General features: G+C 61.8%; 17 protein-coding genes and 4 tRNA genes. 11 read left to right on the top strand and 10 right to left on the bottom strand.

Going from position 1 to position 21,810, the window contains the following annotated elements; genetic code table 11:
* Positions 1-3: 3 nt before the first annotated feature.
* From AC3WJP_RS14800 to thiO, 4 genes are read left to right on the top strand one after another with little or no spacing between them, the layout of a single operon-like run.
* Positions 4-504: a pilus assembly PilX family protein gene (locus AC3WJP_RS14800; RefSeq protein WP_493722465.1), complete on the top strand. Its 501-nt coding sequence runs from the start codon at positions 4-6 to the stop codon at positions 502-504.
* Positions 485-3,691 (top strand): pilus assembly protein, encoded by a 3,207-nt coding sequence (locus AC3WJP_RS14805; RefSeq protein ID WP_493722466.1) that lies wholly within the window; start codon positions 485-487, stop codon positions 3,689-3,691. Before AC3WJP_RS14800 ends, AC3WJP_RS14805 begins: the two co-directional genes overlap by 20 nt.
* A gap of 11 nt (positions 3,692-3,702) precedes the next feature.
* Positions 3,703-4,101: a type IV pilin protein gene (locus AC3WJP_RS14810; RefSeq protein ID WP_493722467.1), complete on the top strand. Its 399-nt coding sequence runs from the start codon at positions 3,703-3,705 to the stop codon at positions 4,099-4,101.
* 53 nt (positions 4,102-4,154) lie between these two features.
* Positions 4,155-5,267, top strand: coding sequence for a glycine oxidase ThiO (thiO, locus tag AC3WJP_RS14815; RefSeq protein ID WP_493722468.1), 1,113 nt, complete (start codon positions 4,155-4,157; stop codon positions 5,265-5,267).
* An 87-nt stretch (positions 5,268-5,354) separates the two neighbouring features.
* On the opposite strand, the gene AC3WJP_RS14820 is transcribed toward thiO, so the two are convergent.
* The 4 genes from AC3WJP_RS14820 to AC3WJP_RS14835 form a co-directional block, all read right to left on the bottom strand.
* The gene (locus AC3WJP_RS14820) at positions 5,355-6,695 is read right to left on the bottom strand and encodes a sigma-54-dependent transcriptional regulator (protein WP_493722469.1); all 1,341 of its coding nucleotides are present in this window, start codon (positions 6,693-6,695) and stop codon (positions 5,355-5,357) included.
* On the bottom strand, positions 6,692-8,287 hold the full coding sequence (locus AC3WJP_RS14825; protein ID WP_493722470.1) for a sensor histidine kinase: 1,596 nt from the start codon (positions 8,285-8,287) through the stop codon (positions 6,692-6,694). Before AC3WJP_RS14825 ends, AC3WJP_RS14820 begins: the two co-directional genes overlap by 4 nt.
* Entirely contained in the window at positions 8,277-8,522 is a 246-nt protein-coding gene (locus AC3WJP_RS14830) for a PP0621 family protein (RefSeq protein WP_493722471.1), read from the bottom strand. Before AC3WJP_RS14830 ends, AC3WJP_RS14825 begins: the two co-directional genes overlap by 11 nt.
* 374 nt (positions 8,523-8,896) lie before the next feature.
* Positions 8,897-9,916, bottom strand: coding sequence for an outer membrane protein assembly factor BamD (locus AC3WJP_RS14835; protein ID WP_493722472.1), 1,020 nt, complete (start codon positions 9,914-9,916; stop codon positions 8,897-8,899).
* A gap of 150 nt (positions 9,917-10,066) precedes the next feature.
* Between AC3WJP_RS14835 and rluD the strand changes: the two genes are divergently transcribed.
* From rluD to AC3WJP_RS14870, 7 genes are all read left to right on the top strand, one after another.
* The gene (rluD, locus tag AC3WJP_RS14840; protein ID WP_493722473.1) at positions 10,067-11,029 is read left to right on the top strand and encodes a 23S rRNA pseudouridine(1911/1915/1917) synthase RluD; all 963 of its coding nucleotides are present in this window, start codon (positions 10,067-10,069) and stop codon (positions 11,027-11,029) included.
* Positions 11,026-11,766 (top strand): peptidoglycan editing factor PgeF, encoded by a 741-nt coding sequence (pgeF, locus tag AC3WJP_RS14845; protein WP_493722474.1) that lies wholly within the window; start codon positions 11,026-11,028, stop codon positions 11,764-11,766. Before rluD ends, pgeF begins: the two co-directional genes overlap by 4 nt.
* A gap of 241 nt (positions 11,767-12,007) precedes the next feature.
* Entirely contained in the window at positions 12,008-14,572 is a 2,565-nt protein-coding gene (gene clpB / locus AC3WJP_RS14850) for an ATP-dependent chaperone ClpB (RefSeq protein ID WP_493722475.1), read from the top strand.
* A 401-nt stretch (positions 14,573-14,973) separates the two neighbouring features.
* Positions 14,974-15,049, top strand: a tRNA-Asn gene (locus AC3WJP_RS14855).
* A 10-nt stretch (positions 15,050-15,059) separates the two neighbouring features.
* Positions 15,060-15,136: transfer RNA gene (locus AC3WJP_RS14860), tRNA-Pro, on the top strand.
* 5 nt (positions 15,137-15,141) lie between these two features.
* A tRNA-Lys gene (locus AC3WJP_RS14865) sits at positions 15,142-15,217 on the top strand.
* A gap of 97 nt (positions 15,218-15,314) precedes the next feature.
* Positions 15,315-15,391: transfer RNA gene (locus AC3WJP_RS14870), tRNA-Pro, on the top strand.
* A gap of 155 nt (positions 15,392-15,546) precedes the next feature.
* Here the strand turns inward: AC3WJP_RS14870 and hutC are convergent.
* The 6 genes from hutC to hutH all read right to left on the bottom strand — a co-directional run bounded on the left by hutC (position 15,547) and on the right by hutH (position 21,599).
* On the bottom strand, positions 15,547-16,281 hold the full coding sequence (hutC, locus tag AC3WJP_RS14875) for a histidine utilization transcriptional repressor HutC (protein ID WP_493722476.1): 735 nt from the start codon (positions 16,279-16,281) through the stop codon (positions 15,547-15,549).
* A gap of 186 nt (positions 16,282-16,467) precedes the next feature.
* Positions 16,468-17,274, bottom strand: coding sequence for an amino acid ABC transporter ATP-binding protein (locus AC3WJP_RS14880; protein WP_493722527.1), 807 nt, complete (start codon positions 17,272-17,274; stop codon positions 16,468-16,470).
* Positions 17,275-17,348: 74 nt separating this feature from the next.
* Positions 17,349-18,020, bottom strand: a complete 672-nt coding sequence (locus AC3WJP_RS14885) for an amino acid ABC transporter permease (protein WP_493722477.1) — start codon at positions 18,018-18,020, stop codon at positions 17,349-17,351.
* Positions 18,017-18,676: an amino acid ABC transporter permease gene (locus tag AC3WJP_RS14890; protein WP_493722478.1), complete on the bottom strand. Its 660-nt coding sequence runs from the start codon at positions 18,674-18,676 to the stop codon at positions 18,017-18,019. The genes AC3WJP_RS14885 and AC3WJP_RS14890 overlap by 4 nt, the downstream gene beginning before the upstream one ends.
* Before the next feature lie 137 nt (positions 18,677-18,813).
* Positions 18,814-19,659: a transporter substrate-binding domain-containing protein gene (locus AC3WJP_RS14895; protein WP_493722479.1), complete on the bottom strand. Its 846-nt coding sequence runs from the start codon at positions 19,657-19,659 to the stop codon at positions 18,814-18,816.
* Between the two features lie 410 nt (positions 19,660-20,069).
* Positions 20,070-21,599, bottom strand: coding sequence for a histidine ammonia-lyase (gene hutH / locus AC3WJP_RS14900; RefSeq protein WP_493722480.1), 1,530 nt, complete (start codon positions 21,597-21,599; stop codon positions 20,070-20,072).
* Positions 21,600-21,810: the final 211 nt, after the last annotated feature.

The raw sequence follows: 21,810 nt of genomic DNA on the forward strand, positions 1-21,810 counted from the left end.
GACATGAACAGACGATCCCCTCGCTTGGACTCATCCGCGCATCAGCGGGGCATGGCGCTGTTGGTCAGCCTGATCATGCTTTTGCTGTTGACCATGATTGGCATCTCGTCGATGCAGAACGCAACCCTGCAGGAAAAGATGAGCGGCAGTGTGATGAACCGCAACCAATCGTTCCAGGTGGCAGAGGCATCCCTGCGTGTGGGAGAAAATGTCGTTTCGGCATCTTCCTACTCGTTGGCCAAGTGCGCCACCGTCGCGGCCTGCGCGCCCCCTGATGCGACCCAGGTCACGGTGGCCAGTACGAACGCCAACGGTATCGCTTGGGTCGCGGCCTACAACGGCTTCTACGCGATCCAGAACATCGGCAGCAACGGTGCTCCGGTCAACATGCCGTCCGGTTGCAGTTCTTCATCCGCCATCACTTTGTATCGAATCACCGGTGTCGCGCAGGTCGGCAGCAGTCGCTCAATTGTGGAGAGTATTTATGCCAAATGCAGCGGTTGAGCGCAGTTCGTACTGGCGGCGTTTGAAGGCGGCATTGCTGGGTGGTGCGCTGGCCATGTATCTCGCTGCTCCGGCCATGGCGGCGTTCACGCCGTCTTCGGCACCTTTGCTCAGCACCGCCGCGGTCACGCCGAACGTGATGCTGCTGGTGGATGACTCTGGCAGTATGAACAACTTGATTCGTGCTACCGCCTTCGACCAATCCGTCAGCCGGACGCAGGTGTACAACTGCAGTAGTGATTCAAGTTGCAACAGAATTACCGCGCTCGATATGGACAGTGAAAACCTGTTCATCGGCGATCTCAACCGTGGCGGCTGCAGTAATCTCTATTACGGCTTCTACCGCTATTCGAATAACACGGTGTTGTGCCTGAAGCTTCCCGACCCCGTGGGCAGCGGGAATACCCGCTATTCGAGCAATTACATCGCGTACCTGATCGGCCTGGTGTCCACGTCGGTGAACTCCAAGGACTATACCGACGGCAGCATCCCCAACGACTACCGCATCAATGTCGCCCGCTCCGTGTCCAGCGCGCTAGTCACCGCCAACCGCGCGTTGCGCATCGGGCTGGCTACCTTCAATCCGCCGGCATTCGGGGACTCGGGCCCCGGTGGCTACATCGCGCGCACTGTCGCCGACCTGCAGGCCACGACCAGCACCACGGCGGCCCAGGCGAACACCAACTACAACAACCTGATTTCGTCGATCAATGGCTTGGGCGCCGTCGCCAACACGCCGCTGGCGGAAACCTACTACGAGATATCCCGTTACTTTCGGGGAATGTCCTCCTATTACAACTCGGGTGTCTCTTACACCAGCCCCATCCAATACCGCTGCCAGAAGAACTACGGCATCGTTATCACCGATGGCCTGCCCACCTATGACCGGACTTTTCCCACGGCGGTCGGTAGCATCGAGCCCAACAACAGCACCGCTACCAAGCTGCCCAACTGGGACAACAAGGCCAATGATGGCGACAACCTCAATGGCGATGGGGAAGGGGACACGCTTTATCTCGACGACCTGGCCAAGTTCACCTATGACATCGATATGCGCTCGACGGGTAACGATGCCGCTGGCAAGAGCTGGGACGCAACCGACTTTCCCAAACAAAACCTGTTGACCTATACCGTAGGTTTTACCGCCGCCAACCAGATGCTCTCGGATGCTGCGGCCTACGGGCAGGGCAAGTACTACCAGGCCACGGACAGCGCTTCATTGACCACTGCCCTGACGGCTGCACTCAATGCGATCAGCTCGACTGCCGGATCCGGGGGTGGTGGGGCGGCCAACAGCACCACCCTGACCAGCAATACCTTTTTCTATCAGACGGCCTACGATCCGACCGACTGGCGCGGCACGATAGGTGCGTACGCCATCAGCACGGCTGGCGTCATCAGCGATACGCCGACCTGGAGCACCGATGTGAAGGTTGCGGTGGGGACCACTACGCCGACGTACGAATCGTTCAATACCACTACCAACCTTCCCATTACCCTGGCATTCGCCAACTTTTCCGCTACCCAGCAGGCAACGCTCAACACCTCGGCCACCTCCAATTTTGGTGCGGCGTCCGGTATAACCGGCACCAACCTGGTGGACTGGTCAAAAGGCATCAACAAGACGGGCCTCAAGCAGCGCACGGTATTGCTGGGGGACATCATCAATTCGCCGCTGGTGCTGGCCTCGCCAAGCACCCAGACATCCTCGTCGGCCGACAGCGGCTATTCCGCTTACCTGACCGCCAAGGCGGCGGGCATGGTGCCGAGTCTGGTAGTCAACTCCAATGACGGAATGACCAGCGTCATCAATGCCAACACGGGCGCTCGTCTTTACGCCTACATGCCTTCGAGTGTCGTGCCGAACCTCTACGCAGTGGCCGACCCGACTTACATCAACGGCACCTCGCACAAGTTTCTGGACGATGGGCAGATCACTGTGTCGGATGCCAAGACCAACAGCTCCTGGAAGACCCTGGCGGTAGGCGGTACCGGGGCCGGCGGCAAGACCTTCTTTGCCCTGCAGCTCTACAATCAGGGTTCCGGAAGCGCACCCAAGGCTCTCTGGGAAATCAGTGCGCCGGCCACTGCTTCCACCAGCGCCACCTTCAATGACCTCGGCTACGCCTATGCCAAGCCTGAGATCGCCCAGTTGGCTGACGGTACCTGGGCGGCCTTCATCGCCAACGGCTATGGCAGCAACTCCGGCGTAGCAGCGCTTTATGTGGTGAGCCTTACCGATGGTTCGCTGATCAAGAAGATCGTCATCGATAGCACCGAGACCACCAATGGGTTGTCCTCGGTCAAACTGACGGTCAACGCCTCCAACGTCGTGCAAGCCGCCTATGGTGGCGATCTTAAAGGCCGTATGTGGAAGTTCGATCTGAGCGCCGCATCGCCCGCTAGCTGGGGCGTGGCGTTTTCAAACAAGCCACTGTTCACGGCCCCAGGCGGTGCGACTCAACCCATCACTGCCCAGCCACTGCTGGTCGCTTATCCGACTACCGGCTACATGGTGTATTTCGGCACCGGCAAATTCAACGAGGTGACTGATAAAGCCACGACTGACCCGCAAGGTTTCTACGCGGTCTGGGATTCAGGGACTGGCGCAGTGGGTAACTACACCACCGCCAATCTGCAGAGCCAATCTGTCATCAGTACGTTTGCGGGAACGGGAGGGCAGTACGTCACCAGCTCTGCCAACAAGGTGGATTACACCACGCAGAAGGGCTGGTATCTGCCCTTGGTCTATGGCACCAGCATGGTCGGCGAACGCGTGATTTATTCGGCTCAGATCAAGTTGGGGCGGATACTTTTCACCACGGCCAAGGTCGACTCTACCGACCCCTGTGCCAGCAGCGGTTCTGGTGAGTTCTTCGAACTGGACGCGTTGTCTGGTGGGATGCTGAGTTATCAGGTCATCGATACCAATGGCGATGGGCTGATCAATACCAGTGACACCATCACCTCCGGATTGGTCATTTCCACGGGTATCCCGACGCTGAACGCTATCATCGACATGCCGACGAGCACGACAAACTCGGATGGCTCGACCACCATGACATCCAGCCCGACGGACCCCAGCGAGAAGGTAATCATCGACTCCAAAGGCAACCGGGTGATCATCAAGGAAAAAGGCGCGGCTGGTAGTGGCGCTGGCCGCATCATGTGGCGACAAATTCAATGAGGACTAGAGACATGGCAGCCAGAAGCAGAGGTTTTTCCTTGATTGAACTGATGATCGTTGTGGCGATCATCGGTATTATCGCCGCTATTGCTTACCCCAGTTACACGAAATATGTCCAGCGCAGCCATCGGGCGGAGATCGCCGAGTTGCTGGCGGAGAGCGCGCAGACGTTCGAGCGTGTTTATTCGCGGCTTGGTACCTATGTCGATGCGACTACGCCCAATCCAGCGAGTAATAACTGGTACACGGTGGCGACGACTCGCAACCCTCAAGACTTCACTATCGTTGCAACGCCAATTGCGGGTGGGCTGATGTCGTCCGACGCCTGTGGGGCGTTCACGATCACCCAGACGGGTGCCCGTACGGTATCAGGCACGACCATAACCGCCGCTACTTGCTGGGGGCGCTGAGCCCGATATGCCGAATATCCCTCAGGCCATTCGGCTTCAACATTGGATTCTGCATGTCTGATTCAAGTCATATTCTAATCATCGGCGGCGGCGCCATCGGCCTGCTCACGGCCCTGAATCTCGCCCCCCATGTTGGCTCGATCACCATCCTCGACCGCAGCGAAGCCGGCCGTGAATCCTCATGGGCAGGCGGCGGCATCGTCTCGCCGCTGTATCCCTGGCGGTATAGCGCCGCTGTAACCGCCTTGGCCCATTGGTCCCAGGACTTCTATCCGCAGTTGAGCGATGAGCTGTTCAGCCGCACCGGTATCGATCCTGAAGTGCACGTCACGGGCCTGTACTGGCTGGATCTGGATGACGAAGCCGACGCATTGACCTGGGCGCAGCATCTGCAGCGGCCGTTGAGCGCTGTGAACATCGATGCCGTTTACCGGAAGGTGCCAGTACTCGGCGCAGGTTATGAGCGCGCGGTGTACATGGCCGACGTCGCCAACGTGCGCAATCCACGCTTGGTCAAATCGCTGAAGGCGGCGTTGCGTGCCCTGCCGAATGTGGAGATCCGTGAGCACTGTGCGGTCAGCGGATTCATCCGTGAAGGCGAGCGTATCGTCGGTGTGCACACCGAACAGGGTGATTTGCAGGCCGATCAGGTGGTGCTTACAGCCGGCGCCTGGAGCGGGGACTTGCTGAAGACCTTGGGCATCGACCTGCCGGTGGAGCCGGTCAAGGGCCAGATGATCCTGTTCAAATGCGCTGATGATTTCCTGCCGAGCATGGTCCTGGCCAAGGGCCGTTATGCGATCCCGCGGCGCGATGGACATATTCTGGTGGGCAGCACGCTGGAGCATGAAGGATTCGACAAGACGCCGACGCAATCAGCATTGGAGAGCCTGAGGGCTTCGGCCATCGAGCTGTTGCCAGCGCTGGTGGACGCCGAAGTGGTGGGGCATTGGGCAGGGCTGCGGCCGGGGTCGCCGGACGGGGTGCCATTCATCGGGCCGGTGGCGGGGCAGGAGGGGTTGTGGTTGAACTGCGGCCATTACCGTAACGGGCTGGTGCTGGCGCCGGCGTCCTGCCAGTTGTTCGCGGATTTGCTGTTGGGGCGTGAGCCGATCATCGATCCGGCACCTTATGCGCCAGAAACCAGGCTAGAACCGCCCATGTAGCGAGGGGGCTTGCCCCCGAAAATATCAGCTACCCCGAGATGTGTTGCGCAGCGGATGTTGTCGGGGGCAAGCCCCCTCGCTACAGGGTTAATCGAGCCCGAGCTTCTTGAGCCTGTAGCGCATCGAGCGAAACGACATGTTCAATCGTTGCGCTGCCGCAGTGCGATTCCAGCGGGTTTCTTCGAGGGCCTGGAGGATCAACTTGCGCTCCACGCTCTCCAGGTAATCCTCCAGATTATCCACCTCCGCCAGACTCGGTTCCCCGGCCTCGACGTTGGCGGCCTGGTCGGTCACCCGCAGATCACCGGCATCGATGCGATCGTCTTCGCACAGGGTGTAAGCCCGCTCGAGCATGTTCTCCAGTTCCCGCACGTTCCCCGGGAATCGGTAGCTTTTCAGGGTGTCCATCGCTCCAGGCGTGAGTACCGCAGGCGGTAATCCACTGCTGCAGGCCAAGCGCTTGAGCACTGCCTGGGCCAACTGCGGGATATCCTCGCGGCGCTCGCGCAGGGCCGGCACGCGCAATTCGATGACGTTGAGCCGGTAATAAAGGTCCTGACGAAAGCGCCCGGCCGCCACTTCAGCGGCCAGGTCCTTGTGGGTGGCGCACAGAATCCGCACATCCACCACCACCTCGGCTTGCCCGCCGACGCTACGGATAGCCTTCTCCTGAATGGCCCGCAGCAGTTTGACCTGCATGGCCAGCGGCAGATCGGCGACTTCGTCGAGGAACAGCGAGCCACCGTTGGCGGCCTGAAACAGCCCGGGCTTGTCCTCGGTCGCGCCGCTGAAGCTGCCTTTGCGGTGGCCGAAGAACTCGCTTTCCATCAGCTCCGAAGGAATGGCCCCACAGTTGACCGGCACAAAGGTGCCTTGCGCACGCGGCCCTTGCTCGTGGATCGAACGTGCGACCAGTTCCTTGCCGCTGCCGGATTCGCCGCTGATGTACACCGGCGCCTGGCTGCGGGCGAGGCGGGCGATCTGTTTGCGCAGCGCGGCCATGGGCGGGGATTCCCCGAGCAAGCGGCCGTCCATGGGCGTGGCGGCTTCGGCCGGGCCTTGCAGGCGCAAGGCGGTGCCGACCAGTTCGCGCAGGCGGGGGAGGTCTACCGGTTTGCTCAGAAAGTCGAATGCACCGGCCTTCAGCGCGGCGATGGCCGTGTCGACGCTGCCGAAGGCGGTGATCATCGCCACCGGCACTTGCGCGTGGCGCTGCTGAATGTGTTGCACCAGTTCCAGCCCCGTGCCGTCGGGCAGGCGCATGTCGGTCAGGCACAGGTCGAAGGGCTCGCGGGCCAGCCAGTCGCGGGCTTCCTTGACGTTGCGGGCGCTGCGGGTGTCGAGCTTCATCCGGCCCAGCGTGATTTCCAGGAGTTCGCGGATGTCCGGCTCGTCGTCGACAATCAGGATCTTTTGCCGTGGGCTCATGTTCGACTCTGCTTTTTGGCGTGGGCGAAGGTAATGCGCATACAGCTGCCGCCTTGTTCACGTGGCTTGTAGTCTAGGTGGGCCTGATTGCTTTCGCACAGCTCTTTGGAGATATACAGGCCCAGCCCGGTGCCCTTGGCTTCGGTGGTGAAGAAGGGCTCGAAAATATGCTGCAGGCGGTCCGCCGGGAAGCCCGGGCCATCATCGAGGACGTCGAGGATCGGCAGGCCGTTGGTCGGCTCGACGAACAGGTTCAGCCACACTTGCGCCTGACCATGCTGCTGGCCGCTGTAGCGCAGGCCGTTTTGCACCAGATTGTTCAGCACCTGATGCAGTTGGCTGGGGTCCATGCGCGTTTCGATCGGGTCGTCTGCCAGATAGATGTACAGTTGCTCGCTGGGCTTGGCGGTTTCGCGGAATTCGGTGACGTACTGCTGTAGCCAATGGCTGAGGTTGACGATCTCGGGTTCGGCCTCCCGTCGGCGGGATAGCTGCAACACGTTCTCGATCACCAGGTTCATGCGCCGGGATTGATCGATGATGATCTGCGTCAGGCGTCTCTCGGCCTCGGGCAGTTCTTCGGATTCCTGCAGCAACTGCCCGGCATGGCTGATGGCGCCCAGCGGGTTGCGTATCTCGTGGGCGATACCGGCGGTCAGGCGGCCCAAGGCAGCGAGTTTGAGTTGCTGGGCTTGCTGGATGATCTGTGACAGGTCTTCGAGAAACACCAGTGTCTGCTGGTCTTCGCGGCGGTTGAGGGCGATGAAGTTGACCTGCACGGAGGGGCCGGTGGAGGTCAAGCGCAGGCTCTTGATGCGCAGGCTCGGATTGACCTGCCACTGCAACAGGCGCTCGATCAGCTCAGGGGAGAAGTGACGGATGTCTTCGTCGATCAAGCGGTCGCGCTTGAACAGCGTCAGGGCGCCCTGATTTGCCAGCAGTACCCGTTGCTGGGCGTCGAGCACCAGGATGCCGGTGCGCATGCGCTGCAGGATCAGGGCGTTGAGGGCTTCGAGGCTGGTGACGTCGTCGGCGCGTTTTTCCGCCAGGGTTTCGCTGGTGTGCAGCAGCCGCGTCAGGCCCTGAACGATCAGGGCCACGGCGAAGCACAACACCCCCAGAGTGCTGGCCTGCAGGTAATCGTTGGCCGCGGTGGGGCGGCTGAAACTCAGGTAGAACGTCAGGTAGATGATGCCGCTGGAGGCCACCGCCGCGATCAGCAGGCCGAGGCGGTTGCGAAGCAGCAGGTTGCCCATGGCCACGGAGGCGATCATCAGGTTGCCGATGCCGCTGGGTGTGCCGCCACCGGCATAGAACACCGCGCTGAGCAGCATGACATCGGCCATGGACAGGGCGAAGACCTTGGCGGGGTGGCGCAGATTGCCGAACAGCAGCACGGTGGCGATGTTGAGGACCAGATACAGCCAGCTGCAAGCGCGGAACAGCTGGACGTTGGCCAGTTCCAGCAGGCTGCTGTCCATGTTGCTGGAGATCAGCGCTACCAGGCAGATGCCGATGAGCAATCGATACAGGTGGTACAGCCGCAGCATGCGCTGCGCTTGGGTGTGACCGGTCGATGACTCAGCGAGCACGCGGGCGCGGGCCTTCTTCCAGATGCAGGCGGGTGCAATACCACTCGCTGTCCTGCTGCAGGGCACGGCTTTGCAGAAGGTGCACGCCGCAGTTGGCGCAGCGGACCATGGGCGGGGCGTGCTCGTCGGCACTGCCACTGCGCGGTTGTGCGGGTTGCTGTGCGGGCGCCTTGAAGCGTCGCCAGGCCCAGAAGGCGATATAGATCAGGGCAGCCCAGAAAACGATGCGGATCATGTTGGCCAGCTTCGACGGAAAGAGTTCGCCAGTTTAGCTGTGGGCGGGGGCACAAGACAGGGGCTATCGGGTAATAAAATCGCTACGTTTTGTTGTGGGCCTGCTGGCCTCTTCGCGGGCAAGCCCTGCTCCCACAAATGCACGACTCTCTACTGTAGGAGCCGGGCTTGCCCGCGAAGAGGCCATCAGCAGCCCCCCAAAAAACCGGACAAAAAAAGAGGCCCTGTTTCAGAAGGCCTCCCCCACAGTAGAGGGTCACACACCTGTAGGAGCCGGGCTTGCCCGCGAAGAGGCCATCAGCAGCCTCCCAAAACCCCGGACAAAAAAAAGAGGCCCTGTTTCCAGAAGGCCTCTTTTTTCATCGCAGCACGAGATCAGTCAAACAAACCAAAGGTCGCATAACTGAACCACGAGCGGCTCTTCTTCACCGGCTCGCCGGGCACCTGGTCTTCCAGGGTACCGCCTTCGTCCTTGGGCAGCAGCTCTTTAGGAATGGATTCCTTGTAGTCGCGATACTGCTTGGTCAGTTCTTCGTTGGCGCGGGTTTCGCCCGGTGGCAGCGGCGGGGTGCTGCCGATCCAGCCCAGGGTCGCCTTGGACAGCCACGAACGGTTGTCGGCCTCCTGCTGCTGCGGCACGAACTTGCCGTCCTTGAGGCTCGGGTGGTTCGGGTAGTTGAGCTTCAGGGTTTCCAGGCTGGTGGCGGCCAGGTCGTCCAGGTGCAGGCGCTGGTAGGCCTCGGTCATCACCGCCAGGCCGTCACCGACCGAGGGGGTTTCCTGGAAGTTTTCCACCACGTAACGGCCACGGTTGGCGGCGGCGACATAGGCCTGACGGGTCAGGTAGTAGTCGGCGACGTGGATCTCGTAGGCGGCCAGCAGGTTGCGCAGGTAGATCATGCGCTGCTTGGCGTCCGGCGCGTAGCGGCTGTTCGGGTAGCGGCTGGTGAGCTGGGCGAATTCGTTGTACGAATCGCGCGCGGCGCCAGGGTCACGCTTGGTCATGTCCAGCGGCAGGAAGCGGGCAACGATGCCGCGGTCCTGGTCGAACGAAGTCAGGCCTTTCAGATAATAGGCGTAGTCGACGTTCGGGTGCTGTGGGTGCAGGCGGATGAAACGCTCGGCGGCAGATTTTGCGGCCTCGGGCTCCGAGTCCTTGTAGTTCGCATAGATCAGCTCGAGCTGCGCCTGATCAGCGTAGCGACCGAACGGATAGCGCGAGTCCAGGGCCTTGAGCTTGGCCACGGCGCTGGTATAGCTATGGTTGTCCAGGTCGGCCTGCGCCTGCTGGTACAACTCGACCTCGCTGAGGTTTTCGTCGACGACTTCCTTCTTCGACGAGCAGGCAGCGGTGAGTCCGAGGATGGCGATCAGCAGCAGGTGTTTCACTTGCATGGCGGCTTGCGTCCCTATGACGGCCGCTGTCTCGGGCGTGGCCGTCCTGTTATGATGTGCACCCCGAGCAACCCTCGGGACAAAAGACGCCGTATTTAACCACAAGCGTGCAGCTGAAACCAAAGGCTGTGCCCGCCGCCTAGTCCGAGCATGTCCGATATAATCAAACTCAGCGCCGAGGTGACCTCCGAAATGGGTGGTCAGCGCCTCGATCAAGTCGCCGCACAACTCTTCGCAGAGCACTCACGCTCGCGCCTTTCCGCCTGGATCAAGGAGGGCCGCTTGACCGTGGATGGTGCGGTGTTGCGTCCGCGCGACATCGTGCACGGCGGTGCCTTGCTGGAGCTCGAAGCCGAGCAGGAGGCCCAGGGTGAGTGGGTCGCTCAGGACATCGAGCTCGATATCGTCTATGAAGACGACCAATTGATGGTCATCAACAAGCCGGCCGGTCTGGTAGTGCATCCGGCTGCCGGTCATGCCGACGGCACGCTGCTCAACGCCTTGCTGCACCACGTGCCGGACATCATCAATGTGCCGCGCGCGGGCATCGTCCACCGTCTGGACAAGGACACCACCGGTCTGATGGTGGTGGCCAAGACCATCCAGGCGCAGACCGCCCTGGTGACCCAGTTGCAGAATCGTTCGGTCAGCCGCATCTATGAATGCATCGTGATCGGTGTGGTGACCGCCGGCGGCAAGATCAACGCCCCCATCGGTCGCCACGGCCAGCAGCGCCAGCGCATGGCCGTAATGGAAGGCGGCAAGCCGGCCGTCAGCCACTATCGGGTGCTGGAGCGCTTCCGCTCGCACACCCACGTGCGGGTCAAGCTCGAGACCGGTCGCACTCACCAGATTCGCGTGCACATGTCCCACATCAACTTCCCGCTGGTGGGCGATCCGGCCTACGGCGGGCGTTTCCGCATTCCGCCAGCGGCCAGCGCGACCATGGTCGATGCCCTCAAGACCTTCCCGCGTCAGGCCCTGCACGCGCGCTTCCTGGAACTGGAACACCCGGTGACCGGCGAGCGCATGAGCTGGGAGTCGCCATTGCCGGATGATTTCGTCTGGTTGCTGTCGCTGCTCAAGCAGGATCGCGAGGCGTTTATCGGATGAGTGGTTTTGCGCAGACGCTGCTGATTCCCGACTGGCCCGCGCCGGCTTCGGTGCAGGCCTGCGTGACCACTCGCGCTGGCGGTGTCAGCGCTGAGCCCTTTGACAGCCTCAATCTGGGCGATCATGTGGGCGATTCGCCCGAGTCGGTGGCGATCAACCGCCAACGTCTCACCGAACATTTCGATATTCAGCCGGCCTGGCTGAGTCAGGTGCATGGTGTGGTCGTCGCCGAGGCGGATCCAGCCCATATAGTTGAAGCCGACGGCAGCTGGAGCGCAACCCCGGGCGTCGCCTGTACGGTGATGACCGCCGACTGCCTGCCCGCGCTGTTCTGCAACCGTGCTGGCACTCGTGTCGCGGCGGCCCATGCCGGCTGGAGGGGGCTGGCCAATGGCGTGCTGGAGGCCACGGTCGAAGCGCTGGGCGTGGCGCCCGAGGACATCCTTGTGTGGCTGGGCCCGGCCATCGGGCCGCGCAACTTCGAAGTCGGGGCCGAGGTGCGGGAGGCCTTCGTCAGTCGTCACGGGCCAGCGGCCGAGGCCTTTGTGCCAGGCGCCGCGCCGGGCAAGTACCTGGCGGACATCTATCAGCTGGCGCGTGTGCGGTTGGCGGCGATAGGGGTGACGGCGGTGTATGGCGGCGGCTTGTGCACCATCGAAGATACCCGTTTCTTCTCCTACCGCCGCGCCAACCCCACCGGCCGCTTCGCCTCCCTGGTCTGGCTGAACCACCCATAACCCTGTAGCGGGGGGGCTTGCCCCCGAAAATAGTTGATTCGGCGCCCATTTGGTTGAAACACAGATTTTCGGGGGCAAGCCCCCTCGCTACAGAGTTCAGGCTTTAATTGACCTGCATCAGCAAATCTTGCACCACCGCTTGAATCTCCCCCATTCCCCCCCATCTAACTGATCATCTCAGGCAGGTTTTCTTCATCAGGTGTGTCCATCGCTCCGGCCTGCCCTTTCAGGAAGGTGACTCATGCGTATTGACCGTTTGACCAGCAAGTTGCAATTGGCCTTATCAGATTCTCAGTCCTTGGCGGTGGGCCTCGACCACCCGGCCATCGAGCCCGCGCACCTGATGCAAGCGCTGCTTGACCAGCAGGGCGGCTCGATCCGGCCGTTGTTGATGCAGGTGGGCTTCGATGTCCCCAGCCTGCGCCGCGAGCTGACCAAGGAGCTCGACCAGCTACCGAAAATCCAGAATCCTACGGGCGACGTCAATATGTCCCAGGACCTGGCGCGCCTGCTCAACCAAGCCGATCGTCTGGCGCAGCAAAAAAGCGATCAGTTCATCTCCAGCGAGCTGGTGTTGCTGGCCGCCATGGACGAAAACAGCAAGCTCGGCAAACTGCTGCTGGGCCAGGGCGTGACCAAAAAGGCCCTGGAAAACGCCATCCTCAACCTGCGCGGCGGCGATGCGGTCAACGACCCCAACGCCGAGGAGTCGCGCAAGGCCCTGGAAAAATACACCGTCGACCTGACCAAGCGCGCCGAAGAGGGCAAGCTTGATCCGGTGATCGGCCGTGACGACGAAATCCGTCGCACCATTCAGGTCCTGCAACGTCGCACCAAGAACAACCCGGTGCTGATCGGTGAGCCTGGTGTCGGCAAGACCGCCATCGCCGAGGGCCTGGCCCAGCGCATCATCAATGGTGAAGTGCCAGATGGCCTCAAGGGCAAGAAGCTGCTGTCCCTGGACATGGGCGCGCTGATCGCCGGGGCCAAGTTCCGCGGCGAGTTCGAAGAGCGCCTCAAGGGCCTGCTCAACGAGCTGTCCAAGCAGGAAGGGCAGATCATTCTGTTCATCGACGAGCTGCACACCATGGTCGGCGCCGGCAAGGGCGAAGGCTCCATGGACGCTGGCAACATGCTCAAGCCGGCTTTGGCTCGCGGTGAGCTGCATTGTGTTGGTGCCACCACGCTCAACGAGTATCGGCAATATATAGAGAAGGACGCGGCGCTCGAGCGGCGCTTCCAGAAGGTCCTGGTGGAGGAACCGAGCGAAGAAGACACCATCGCCATCCTGCGCGGCCTCAAGGAGCGCTATGAAGTGCACCACAAGGTCGCCATCACCGATGGCGCGATCATCGCTGCGGCCAAGCTGAGCCATCGCTACATTACCGATCGCCAGCTGCCGGACAAGGCCATCGACCTGATCGACGAGGCCGCCAGCCGCATCCGCATGGAAATCGACTCCAAGCCTGAAGTGCTCGATCGCCTGGAGCGTCGTCTGATCCAGCTCAAGGTCGAATCCCAGGCCCTGAAGAAAGAAGACGACGAAGCCGCGATCAAGCGTCTGGAAAAGCTGAAAGAAGAAATTACCCGGCTGGAGCGCGAGTACGCCGATCTCGAAGAAATCTGGACCTCGGAAAAAGCCGAGGTGCAGGGCTCGGCGCAGATCCAGCAGAAGATCGAGCAGGCCCGCCAGGAGCTCGAGGCCGCACGCCGCAAGGGCGACCTGAGCCGCATGGCCGAGTTGCAGTATGGGGTCATCCCGGACCTGGAGCGCAGCCTGCAGATGGTCGACCAGCACGGCAAGCCGGACAATCAGCTGTTGCGCAGCAAGGTCACCGAGGAAGAAATCGCCGAAGTGGTTTCCAAGTGGACTGGCATTCCCGTCGCCAAGATGCTCGAAGGCGAGCGGGACAAGCTGTTGAAAATGGAAAGCCTGCTGCACCAACGCGTGATCGGTCAGCATGAGGCGGTGGTGGCAGTTTCCAACGCGGTGCGGCGTTCCCGCGCCGGGCTATCGGATCCGGATCGGCCAAGTGGCTCGTTCATGTTCCTCGGCCCTACCGGTGTGGGCAAGACCGAGCTGTGCAAGGCCTTGGCGGAGTTCCTGTTCGACACCGAAGAGGCAATGGTGCGCATCGACATGTCCGAGTTCATGGAGAAGCACTCCGTGGCGCGGTTGATCGGTGCACCGCCAGGCTACGTGGGCTACGAGGAGGGCGGTTACCTGACCGAGGCGGTGCGTCGCAAGCCGTATTCGGTGGTGTTGCTGGATGAGGTCGAGAAGGCTCACCCTGACGTGTTCAACGTGCTGCTGCAGGTGCTCGAAGATGGTCGCTTGACCGACAGCCACGGGCGTACGGTGGATTTCCGCAATACCGTGATCGTGATGACCTCCAACCTGGGTTCCGCGCGGATTCAGGAGCTGGTGGGTGATCCCGATGCGCAGCGTGCCGCGGTGATGGATGCGCTGGGCTCGCACTTCCGGCCGGAGTTCATCAACCGGGTAGATGAAGTGGTGATCTTCGAGCCGTTGGCCCGTGATCAGATCGCCGGCATCACGCAAATCCAGCTGGCCCGCCTGCGCAGCCGCCTGGCCGAGCGCGAGCTGACCCTGGAGCTGAGCGACGAGGCGTTGGACAAGCTGATTGCCGTGGGGTACGACCCGGTCTATGGCGCGCGGCCACTCAAGCGCGCGATCCAGCGCTGGATCGAGAACCCGTTGGCGCAGCTGATCCTGTCCGGGAAATTCCTGCCGGGAACGCCAGTAACGGCCACGGTGGACAACGACGAGATCGTCTTTGCCTGATGCATCACCCTGTAGCGAGGGGGCTTGCCCCCGATTACGGTCTATCAGCCACAGAATGGGTGCTTGATATGACGTTTTCGGGGGCAAGCCCCCTCGCTACAAGTGCCAATGCTGGATTTGGATATTTTCCTTTGCATTTTCGCTTCGCTGCTTCTAAAATGCGCCCCGCTGTACGGTCACCCGCAGAAACACCGGCTCTGTCGGAATTCTGAAAAAAGTTGCAAATTCAGTGTCTTGAAAGCGATTTAAAGGGTTGACAGGGGTTTTGAAGCTTGTAGAATAGCGCGCCTCAGAGGCACTAACGTAGCGATACGGCAGGGTCGAAGAGTTCAAGGCGGTAGTGATACGGTTTTGAAATTGCAGCACGCAGTACTGAAATTGATGCATCTGAAATTGATAGTTCCGTGATAGCTCAGTCGGTAGAGCAAATGACTGTTAATCATTGGGTCCCAGGTTCGAGTCCTGGTCACGGAGCCAAATTTCACATCGGGGTATAGCGCAGTCCGGTAGCGCGCCTGCTTTGGGAGCAGGATGTCAGGAGTTCGAATCCCCTTACCCCGACCATTTTTGGGTCGTTAGCTCAGTTGGTAGAGCAGTTGGCTTTTAACCAATTGGTCGTAGGTTCGAATCCCACACGACCCACCATTTTTGATTCCGGTTCGCTGGGTCAGATCTTAAAAAGCCCTTGGATGTAACAGTTCAAGGCATCAAAAAAGGCGCCTTACGGGTGCCTTTTTTGTACCGGGGTATAGCGCAGTCCGGTAGCGCGCCTGCTTTGGGAGCAGGATGTCAGGAGTTCGAATCCCCTTACCCCGACCATATTCAGCAAAAAAGGCGTCCCGCAAAGGACGCCTTTTTTGTTGCCTGCGATTCTATCCCTGTAGCGAGGGGGCTTGCCCCCGAAAGCTATATCAGGCCCAGAGGCTTCGCTGGTGCGATCTATCGGGGGCAAGCCCCCTCACCACAGGGTGTGTTCACCCATCCCGCTGCGCGCCATTGACGGCCATGCGGCTGCCCAGCCGATACCGCGACGACGGATGCACCAGGCGCACATAGGTCACCACCTTGCCGCCGTTCCAGGTGCGCCGCATCAGCACCAGGCACGGTTCCGTGGCCCCCACCTGCAAATGCCGGCTTTCCTCGATGGAAGGATGCGCGGCTTCGACTATGTGCTCCATCTCGTCCGGGCTGATCACTTGCAACAGATACCGCGCCGGTTGCAATTGCCCGCCGAACTGCTGCTGCAGAAACTCCGGCACCAGCTCCGGGCTGACGTAGCGGTCTTCGAGCTGCACCGGCACGCCTTCTTCCAGATGCACACACACCAAATGGAACACCGAAGCGCCCGTGGGCAGCGCCAGCGCGGCGGCGACCGTCATCGATGCCGACTCGCGAGACAGCTGCAACACCTGGCAATCGTAGCGGTGGCCGCGGGCGGTGATCTCTTCGGCGATATTGGTGATGGTCAGCAGATTTGACTTGGGCTTGCTCTCGGCGACGAAGGTGCCGACGCCCGAGACCCGCAGCAGCAGACCCTCCTCGGTGAGCTCGCGCAGCGCGCGGTTGACCGTCATGCGCGACATGCCCAGCTCCACCACCAAGCGGTTTTCCGACGGGATCAGGTCGCCGGTCTTCCATTCGCCAGCGCGCAGTTTGCCCTGCACGTAATCCTTGGCCCGTTGGTACAGCGCTTGTGGAGGGTTCTTCATCGGCCCGTGTTCCCGGTCATGGCCGCAACTGCGGCAAAAGGCGTCGCAAGGTACCGCAAATGCGCAACTCAGGGAACCGCCCCGATCCCTGTAGCGGGGGGGCTTGCCCCCGAAAAACAACCAATCCCCACGCATTTGGGGAAAAGCGAGATCTTTCGGGGGCAAGCCCCCTCGCTACAGGCACGGTCATACGGCGGCTTCTGCTTTACCGTCCTGCCAGAACGCGTTGCGATCCAGATAGTTCTGCAAGAACTGTTGCAGGCGCGGATGTTCGGCCTGATGGAAAATCTGCTGCGGCGTGCCGCGGGCCACCACCTCGCCCTTGTCGAGGAAAACCACCGAGTCGGCCACCTGCGCGGCGAAGCCCATTTCGTGGGTGACCACCACCATGGTCATGCCTTCCTTGGCCAGATCCTTCATCACCTGCAGCACTTCGCCGACCAGTTCCGGGTCGAGGGCCGAAGTCGGCTCGTCGAACAGCATGATGTGCGGTTCCATGGCCAGTGCTCTGGCGATCGCCACTCGCTGCTGCTGCCCGCCGGACAGCTGCACCGGCCAGGCATCGGCCTTGTGCGCCAGGCCGACCTTGTCGAGCATCGCCAGCGCGCGCTCGCGGGCCTGTGCCTTGCTCTGTTTGCGCACCTGTTGCAGCGCTTCGCAGACATTGCCGAGCACGGTCATGTGCGGCCACAGATTGAACTGCTGGAACACCATGCCGACGTTCTGGCGCACCTGATTGATCTTCGATTGCGCTGCCCGCTTGCGCGTCGGGACGTCGGTATCGGCGTTCTGCCAACCGAGCAACTGGCCTTCGATATGAATCTGCCCCTCGTCGTACTCCTCGAGGAACGCCATGCTGCGCAACAGGGTGCTCTTGCCCGAGCCGGAAGGGCCGATCAGGCACACCACTTCGCTGTGATGGATGGTCAGGTCGATGCCCTTGAGCACCCGCAGTGGCCCGAAGTGCTTGCCGACGTTGCGCAGTTGCACCATGGCCTTGCGGCTGTCGGGGGCGTGGCTGGCGCTGCGGTCGTCGGGTGCCAGGGTGAGGGAAGCATTGCTTGGGTTCATCGAGGTTGCCTCTGCATAAAGCGTCCGACCCGCGTTTCCAGGAGCATGCCCAGGCGCGAGCAGGCTTCGACCAGTATCAGGTAGCCGATGCACAGGGCCAGCAGGGTCTCGACGAAGGCGAAAGTCTGCGAGCCGATGCCGGTCAGCACCATGGTCAGTTCGGGGATGGTAATGATCGACAGCACGGCGGTCTCCTTGCACAGCACGGTCACCAGATTGACCAGCGCCGGCAGAATGATCACCAGCATCTGCGGCAACTGGATGCGCAGGATGCAGCGCAGCCGGCCGATGCCCAAGCAATCCGCCGCTTCCAGCTGCCCACGCGGGATTGATTCGAAGCCGCCGCGGAAGATCTCCGCGAAGTACACGCTGCCGTACACCGACAGGCCGAGGATGCCGGCGGGCACCGGGTCCAGCTCAAGGCCGAACGAAGGCCCGCCGTAATACAGCAGAAACAGCTGCACCAGAAACGGCGTGCTGCGGATGATTTCGATGAACACCCGCAGCGGGGCGCGTATCAGGCTGTTGCCGAACACCTGAGCCAGGGCGATCAGCAGGCCCAGCAGCAGGCCGAGGACGACGCCGCTACTCCAGGTGCCCAGGGTCATGAGGAAGCCGTTGCCGATGTCATCCAGGTGGTCGGTGAGGATGTGCGGGTCGAAATTCATGCGCCGCGCTCCTTCAAGCGTTTTTCCAGGCGCCCGCCGGCATACGCCAGGGGGATGTTGATCAAGCAGTAGAAGGCCGCCAGCATCAGGTAGTCCTGAACGAACAGGTAATCGCTGGCGGCGAGGTTCTGGGCGGTGCGGGTGAGGTCGGCGAGGCCCACCACCGACACCAGCGATGAGGCCTTGATCAGCAGGATCATTTCGTTGATCAGGCCTGGCAAGGTCAGGCGCACGGCTTGGGGCACACGGATACGCACCAGCATCTGCCGACCGTTGAGGCCCAGCAGGCCAGCGGCTTCCAGTTGGCCGCCGGGGATGGCAAGCAAGCCACCGCGCAGGATTTCAGCGATATAGGCCGCGCAGCACAGCGCCAGGCTGATGATTGCCGCCACCATCGGCGACATGTTCGGCAGGCCAGCGCGAGGCAAGAAGTAATAGATGAACAGCAGTTGCACCAGCAGCGGGATGCCACGGAACACGAAAATATAGGCGCCGCCCAGCCGCCGCAGGATAGGGGCGGGCGACAGGCGCATGGCGGCGACGCCGACACCGATGAAAAAACCGATGAACAGCGCGGCGGCGGACACCTCGGCGGTGGTCAGCAGCGCGCTGAACAGCAGCGGAAAATTCTGTTGGAACGTTGACCAGTCGAACATCGTTCATTCGTCCATCAATACACGGCGCTGTAGCGAGGGGGCTTGCCCCCGAATGACAGCACAAGCAATGCAGCGCGCCAGACGTACCGAATCGGGGGCAAGCCCCCTCGCTACCAGTTTTGTAACACGACGGGCCGTTACCAGCTCGGCGTGAAGTCCGTCTTCGGCACATCCATCTCGGCACCCAGCCATTGTTTTTGCAGGGCAGCCAAACGACCGTCGTCATGCATTTTCAGCAAGGCGGCGTCGAGCGCGGCGATCAGGCTGTCGGCATCGGCGTCCTTGCGCCCCAGAAAGGCGAAGTAGGACTTCTTGCCGAACGGCGGCTGCACCACCTTGTACAGATTGCTCTTCTGCGCGGCTACGTAGGAGATGTTCGGCAGCGAGTTGGCCACCGCCGACAGGCGATGAGCCGCGAGGTCGGCGTACGCCTGGTTGTTGTCGACGTATTCGCGGATGGTGACCTTCTCCGGCAGCGTCGCCGCGTAGGCCTTGAGTTCTTCGAGCTGCGCCGAGCCCTTGCCGGCCCCGACCGTCTTGCCGGCGATGTCGGCAGGTTTGGTCAGCTTGTCATCCTTGGCGCCGGCCATCAGCGACACGGTGGCCTCGGCGATCGGCAGCATGAAGTGGTAGCGTTCCTGGCGTGCCTTGGTCTCAATGATCGGCCCGGCGACCACGTCGAACTTCTTCGCTTCCAGCCCCGGCAACACGCTCGGCCATGGCAGGTCGATGAACTTGATCTTGACCCCCAGCTCCTTGCCCAGCTCAGCGAACAGCGCCTTGTTGAGGCCGTCTTGCTCACCCTTGGTGAGGAAGTCGAACGGTGCGAATTGCATCTCGGTACCGACTACCAGCTCGCCGGCCTGTTTCACATCGGCCAACTGATCGGCCTGGGCGGCCATGGATCCCATTGCCATCGCCAAGGCCAGAGTCAGGCCACCGGCGGTTTTGCTGAACTTGCTGTACTGGGAATCGAGTTGCATGGATCACTCCTTCATCAGACGGTCGGTCGTGTGCGTTCGAGATGAAGAGGCTCCTGCAGTTCGCGTGCCATACCGGTATATACAAGTGGCGTGCGGGGTGCACATCCGAAAGAGAAGGGAACTGCGCAACGGGTGAGCACGAATGAATCACCCAAGCACCGTTTCAGGTCACGCCCCATGTAGCGAGGGGTCTTGCCCCCGATACGGCGTATCAGCCACCGCATCAGGATCTGATACCCCCTATCCTGTAGCGAGGGGGCTTGCCCCCGATACGTTGCATCAGCCACCGCATCGAGGACTGACACACCCTACCCTGTAGCGAGGGGGCTTGCCCCCGATACGTTGCATCAGCCACCGCATCAGTGACTGACACACCGTATCGGGGGCAAGCCCCCTCGCCACAGGAGATATCAGGCATACAAACGGGCAACTGGCAGCCATTGCCCAAACTTGCCATCCTCGACCCACGCCCGCGCGGCAGCGATATCAGGGGCGAAGTAGCGGTCTTCGTCGTAATGCGCCACGTCCGCACGAATCATCGCCAGCACTTCCCGCAGAATCGGCGAAGTCGTCAGCGGCGCGTGCAGGTCCACACCCTGAGCCGCACCGAGCAGCTCGATGGCCACCACGGCGCTGCTGTTGCCGGCCATGTCCAACAGGCGGCGGGCGGCGAAGGTCGCCATCGACACATGGTCTTCCTGGTTGGCCGAGGTCGGCAGGCTGTCGATCGATGCCGGGTGAGCCAGGGTCTTGTTCTCCGAGGCCAGTGCGGCAGCGGTCACCTGAGCGATCATGAAGCCGGAGTTCAGCCCGCCTTCCAGCACCAGAAACGCCGGCAGGCCGGACAGGGCCGGGTCCACCAACTGCGCGATGCGCCGTTCCGACAAGGCGCCGATTTCCGAGATGGCCAAGGCCAGCACGTCGGATGCCATGGCCACCGGTTCGGCGTGGAAGTTGCCACCCGACAGCACGTCGCCGTCGGCGCTAAACACCAGCGGGTTGTCCGATACCGCGTTGGCTTCACGCAGGAACACCCCGGCAGCAAAGCGCAGGTGGTCAAGGCAGGCGCCCATCACCTGCGGCTGGCAGCGCAGCGAGTACGGATCCTGCACGCGAGCGCAGTTGACGTGGGATGCACCGATCTCGCTGGTGGCCAGCAGTTCGCGGTAAAAGGCCGCCACGGCGATCTGCCCTGGCTGACCCCGCACCGCCTGAATACGCGGGTCGAAGGGCACGCGCGAGCCCATCAGCGCCTCGACGCTGAGGCTGCCGGCGACCACCGCGGCGCTGAACAGTTTTTCCGCCGCGAACAGGCCGCGCAAGGCCAGCGCTGTGGACACCTGGGTGCCGTTGATTAGCGCCAGGCCTTCCTTGGGCCCCAGCTCCATGGGTTGCAGACCGGCCAGCGCCAGACCTTCGACCGCGTCCATCTCGCGGCCTTGATGACGCACGCGACCGACGCCGATCAGCACCGCCGACATATGCGCCAGCGGCGCCAGGTCACCCGAAGCCCCCACCGAACCCTGCGACGGAATGCACGGGAAGACCTTGTGGCTGTACAGCGCATTCAGGGCCTGGATCAGCTCCCAGCGCACCCCGGAAAAACCGCGGGCCAGGGACGCGACCTTGAGGGCCATGATCAGACCGACACTGGCGTCATCCAGCAGTGGCCCGGTGCCGGTGCAGTGGGACAGCAGCAGGTTGCGTTGCAGCTTGGTCAGCGACTGGTCCGGGATCGAGGTGCGCGCCAGCAGCCCGAAGCCAGTATTGATGCCGTACACCGTGCGCTTGTTCTCGATGATCTGGGTGACGGTGCGCGCCGCCTCGTCGACTACCGTACGCGCGGCCGGATCGAGGCTGAAGTCGACTTGCTGCTGATAGATCGCGCGCAGTTGATCGAGGTCGAAGTGGCCGGGCTGGATGACGAGGGGCGCTGGCATGGCGATGTCCTGGATAAGGAGAGAAGAAGTGGCTATCTAAGCCTGTATATACAGGTAAGGCAAGATGCAAGCCAAAAATCTTTCTTCCAAGCCTAGACCAGGCAGATGGGGGTAGAGGGGAGCTCGGACGGAATGCCCGCGCGGGTGGATGTCACGGAAAGTTGCACTGGGGCGCTACGGATCGCACCGCCGTGGTGCCTGGGTAACGCGT

The sequence above is a fragment of the Pseudomonas sp. GW821-FHT01A09 genome (genome assembly GCF_058986725.1).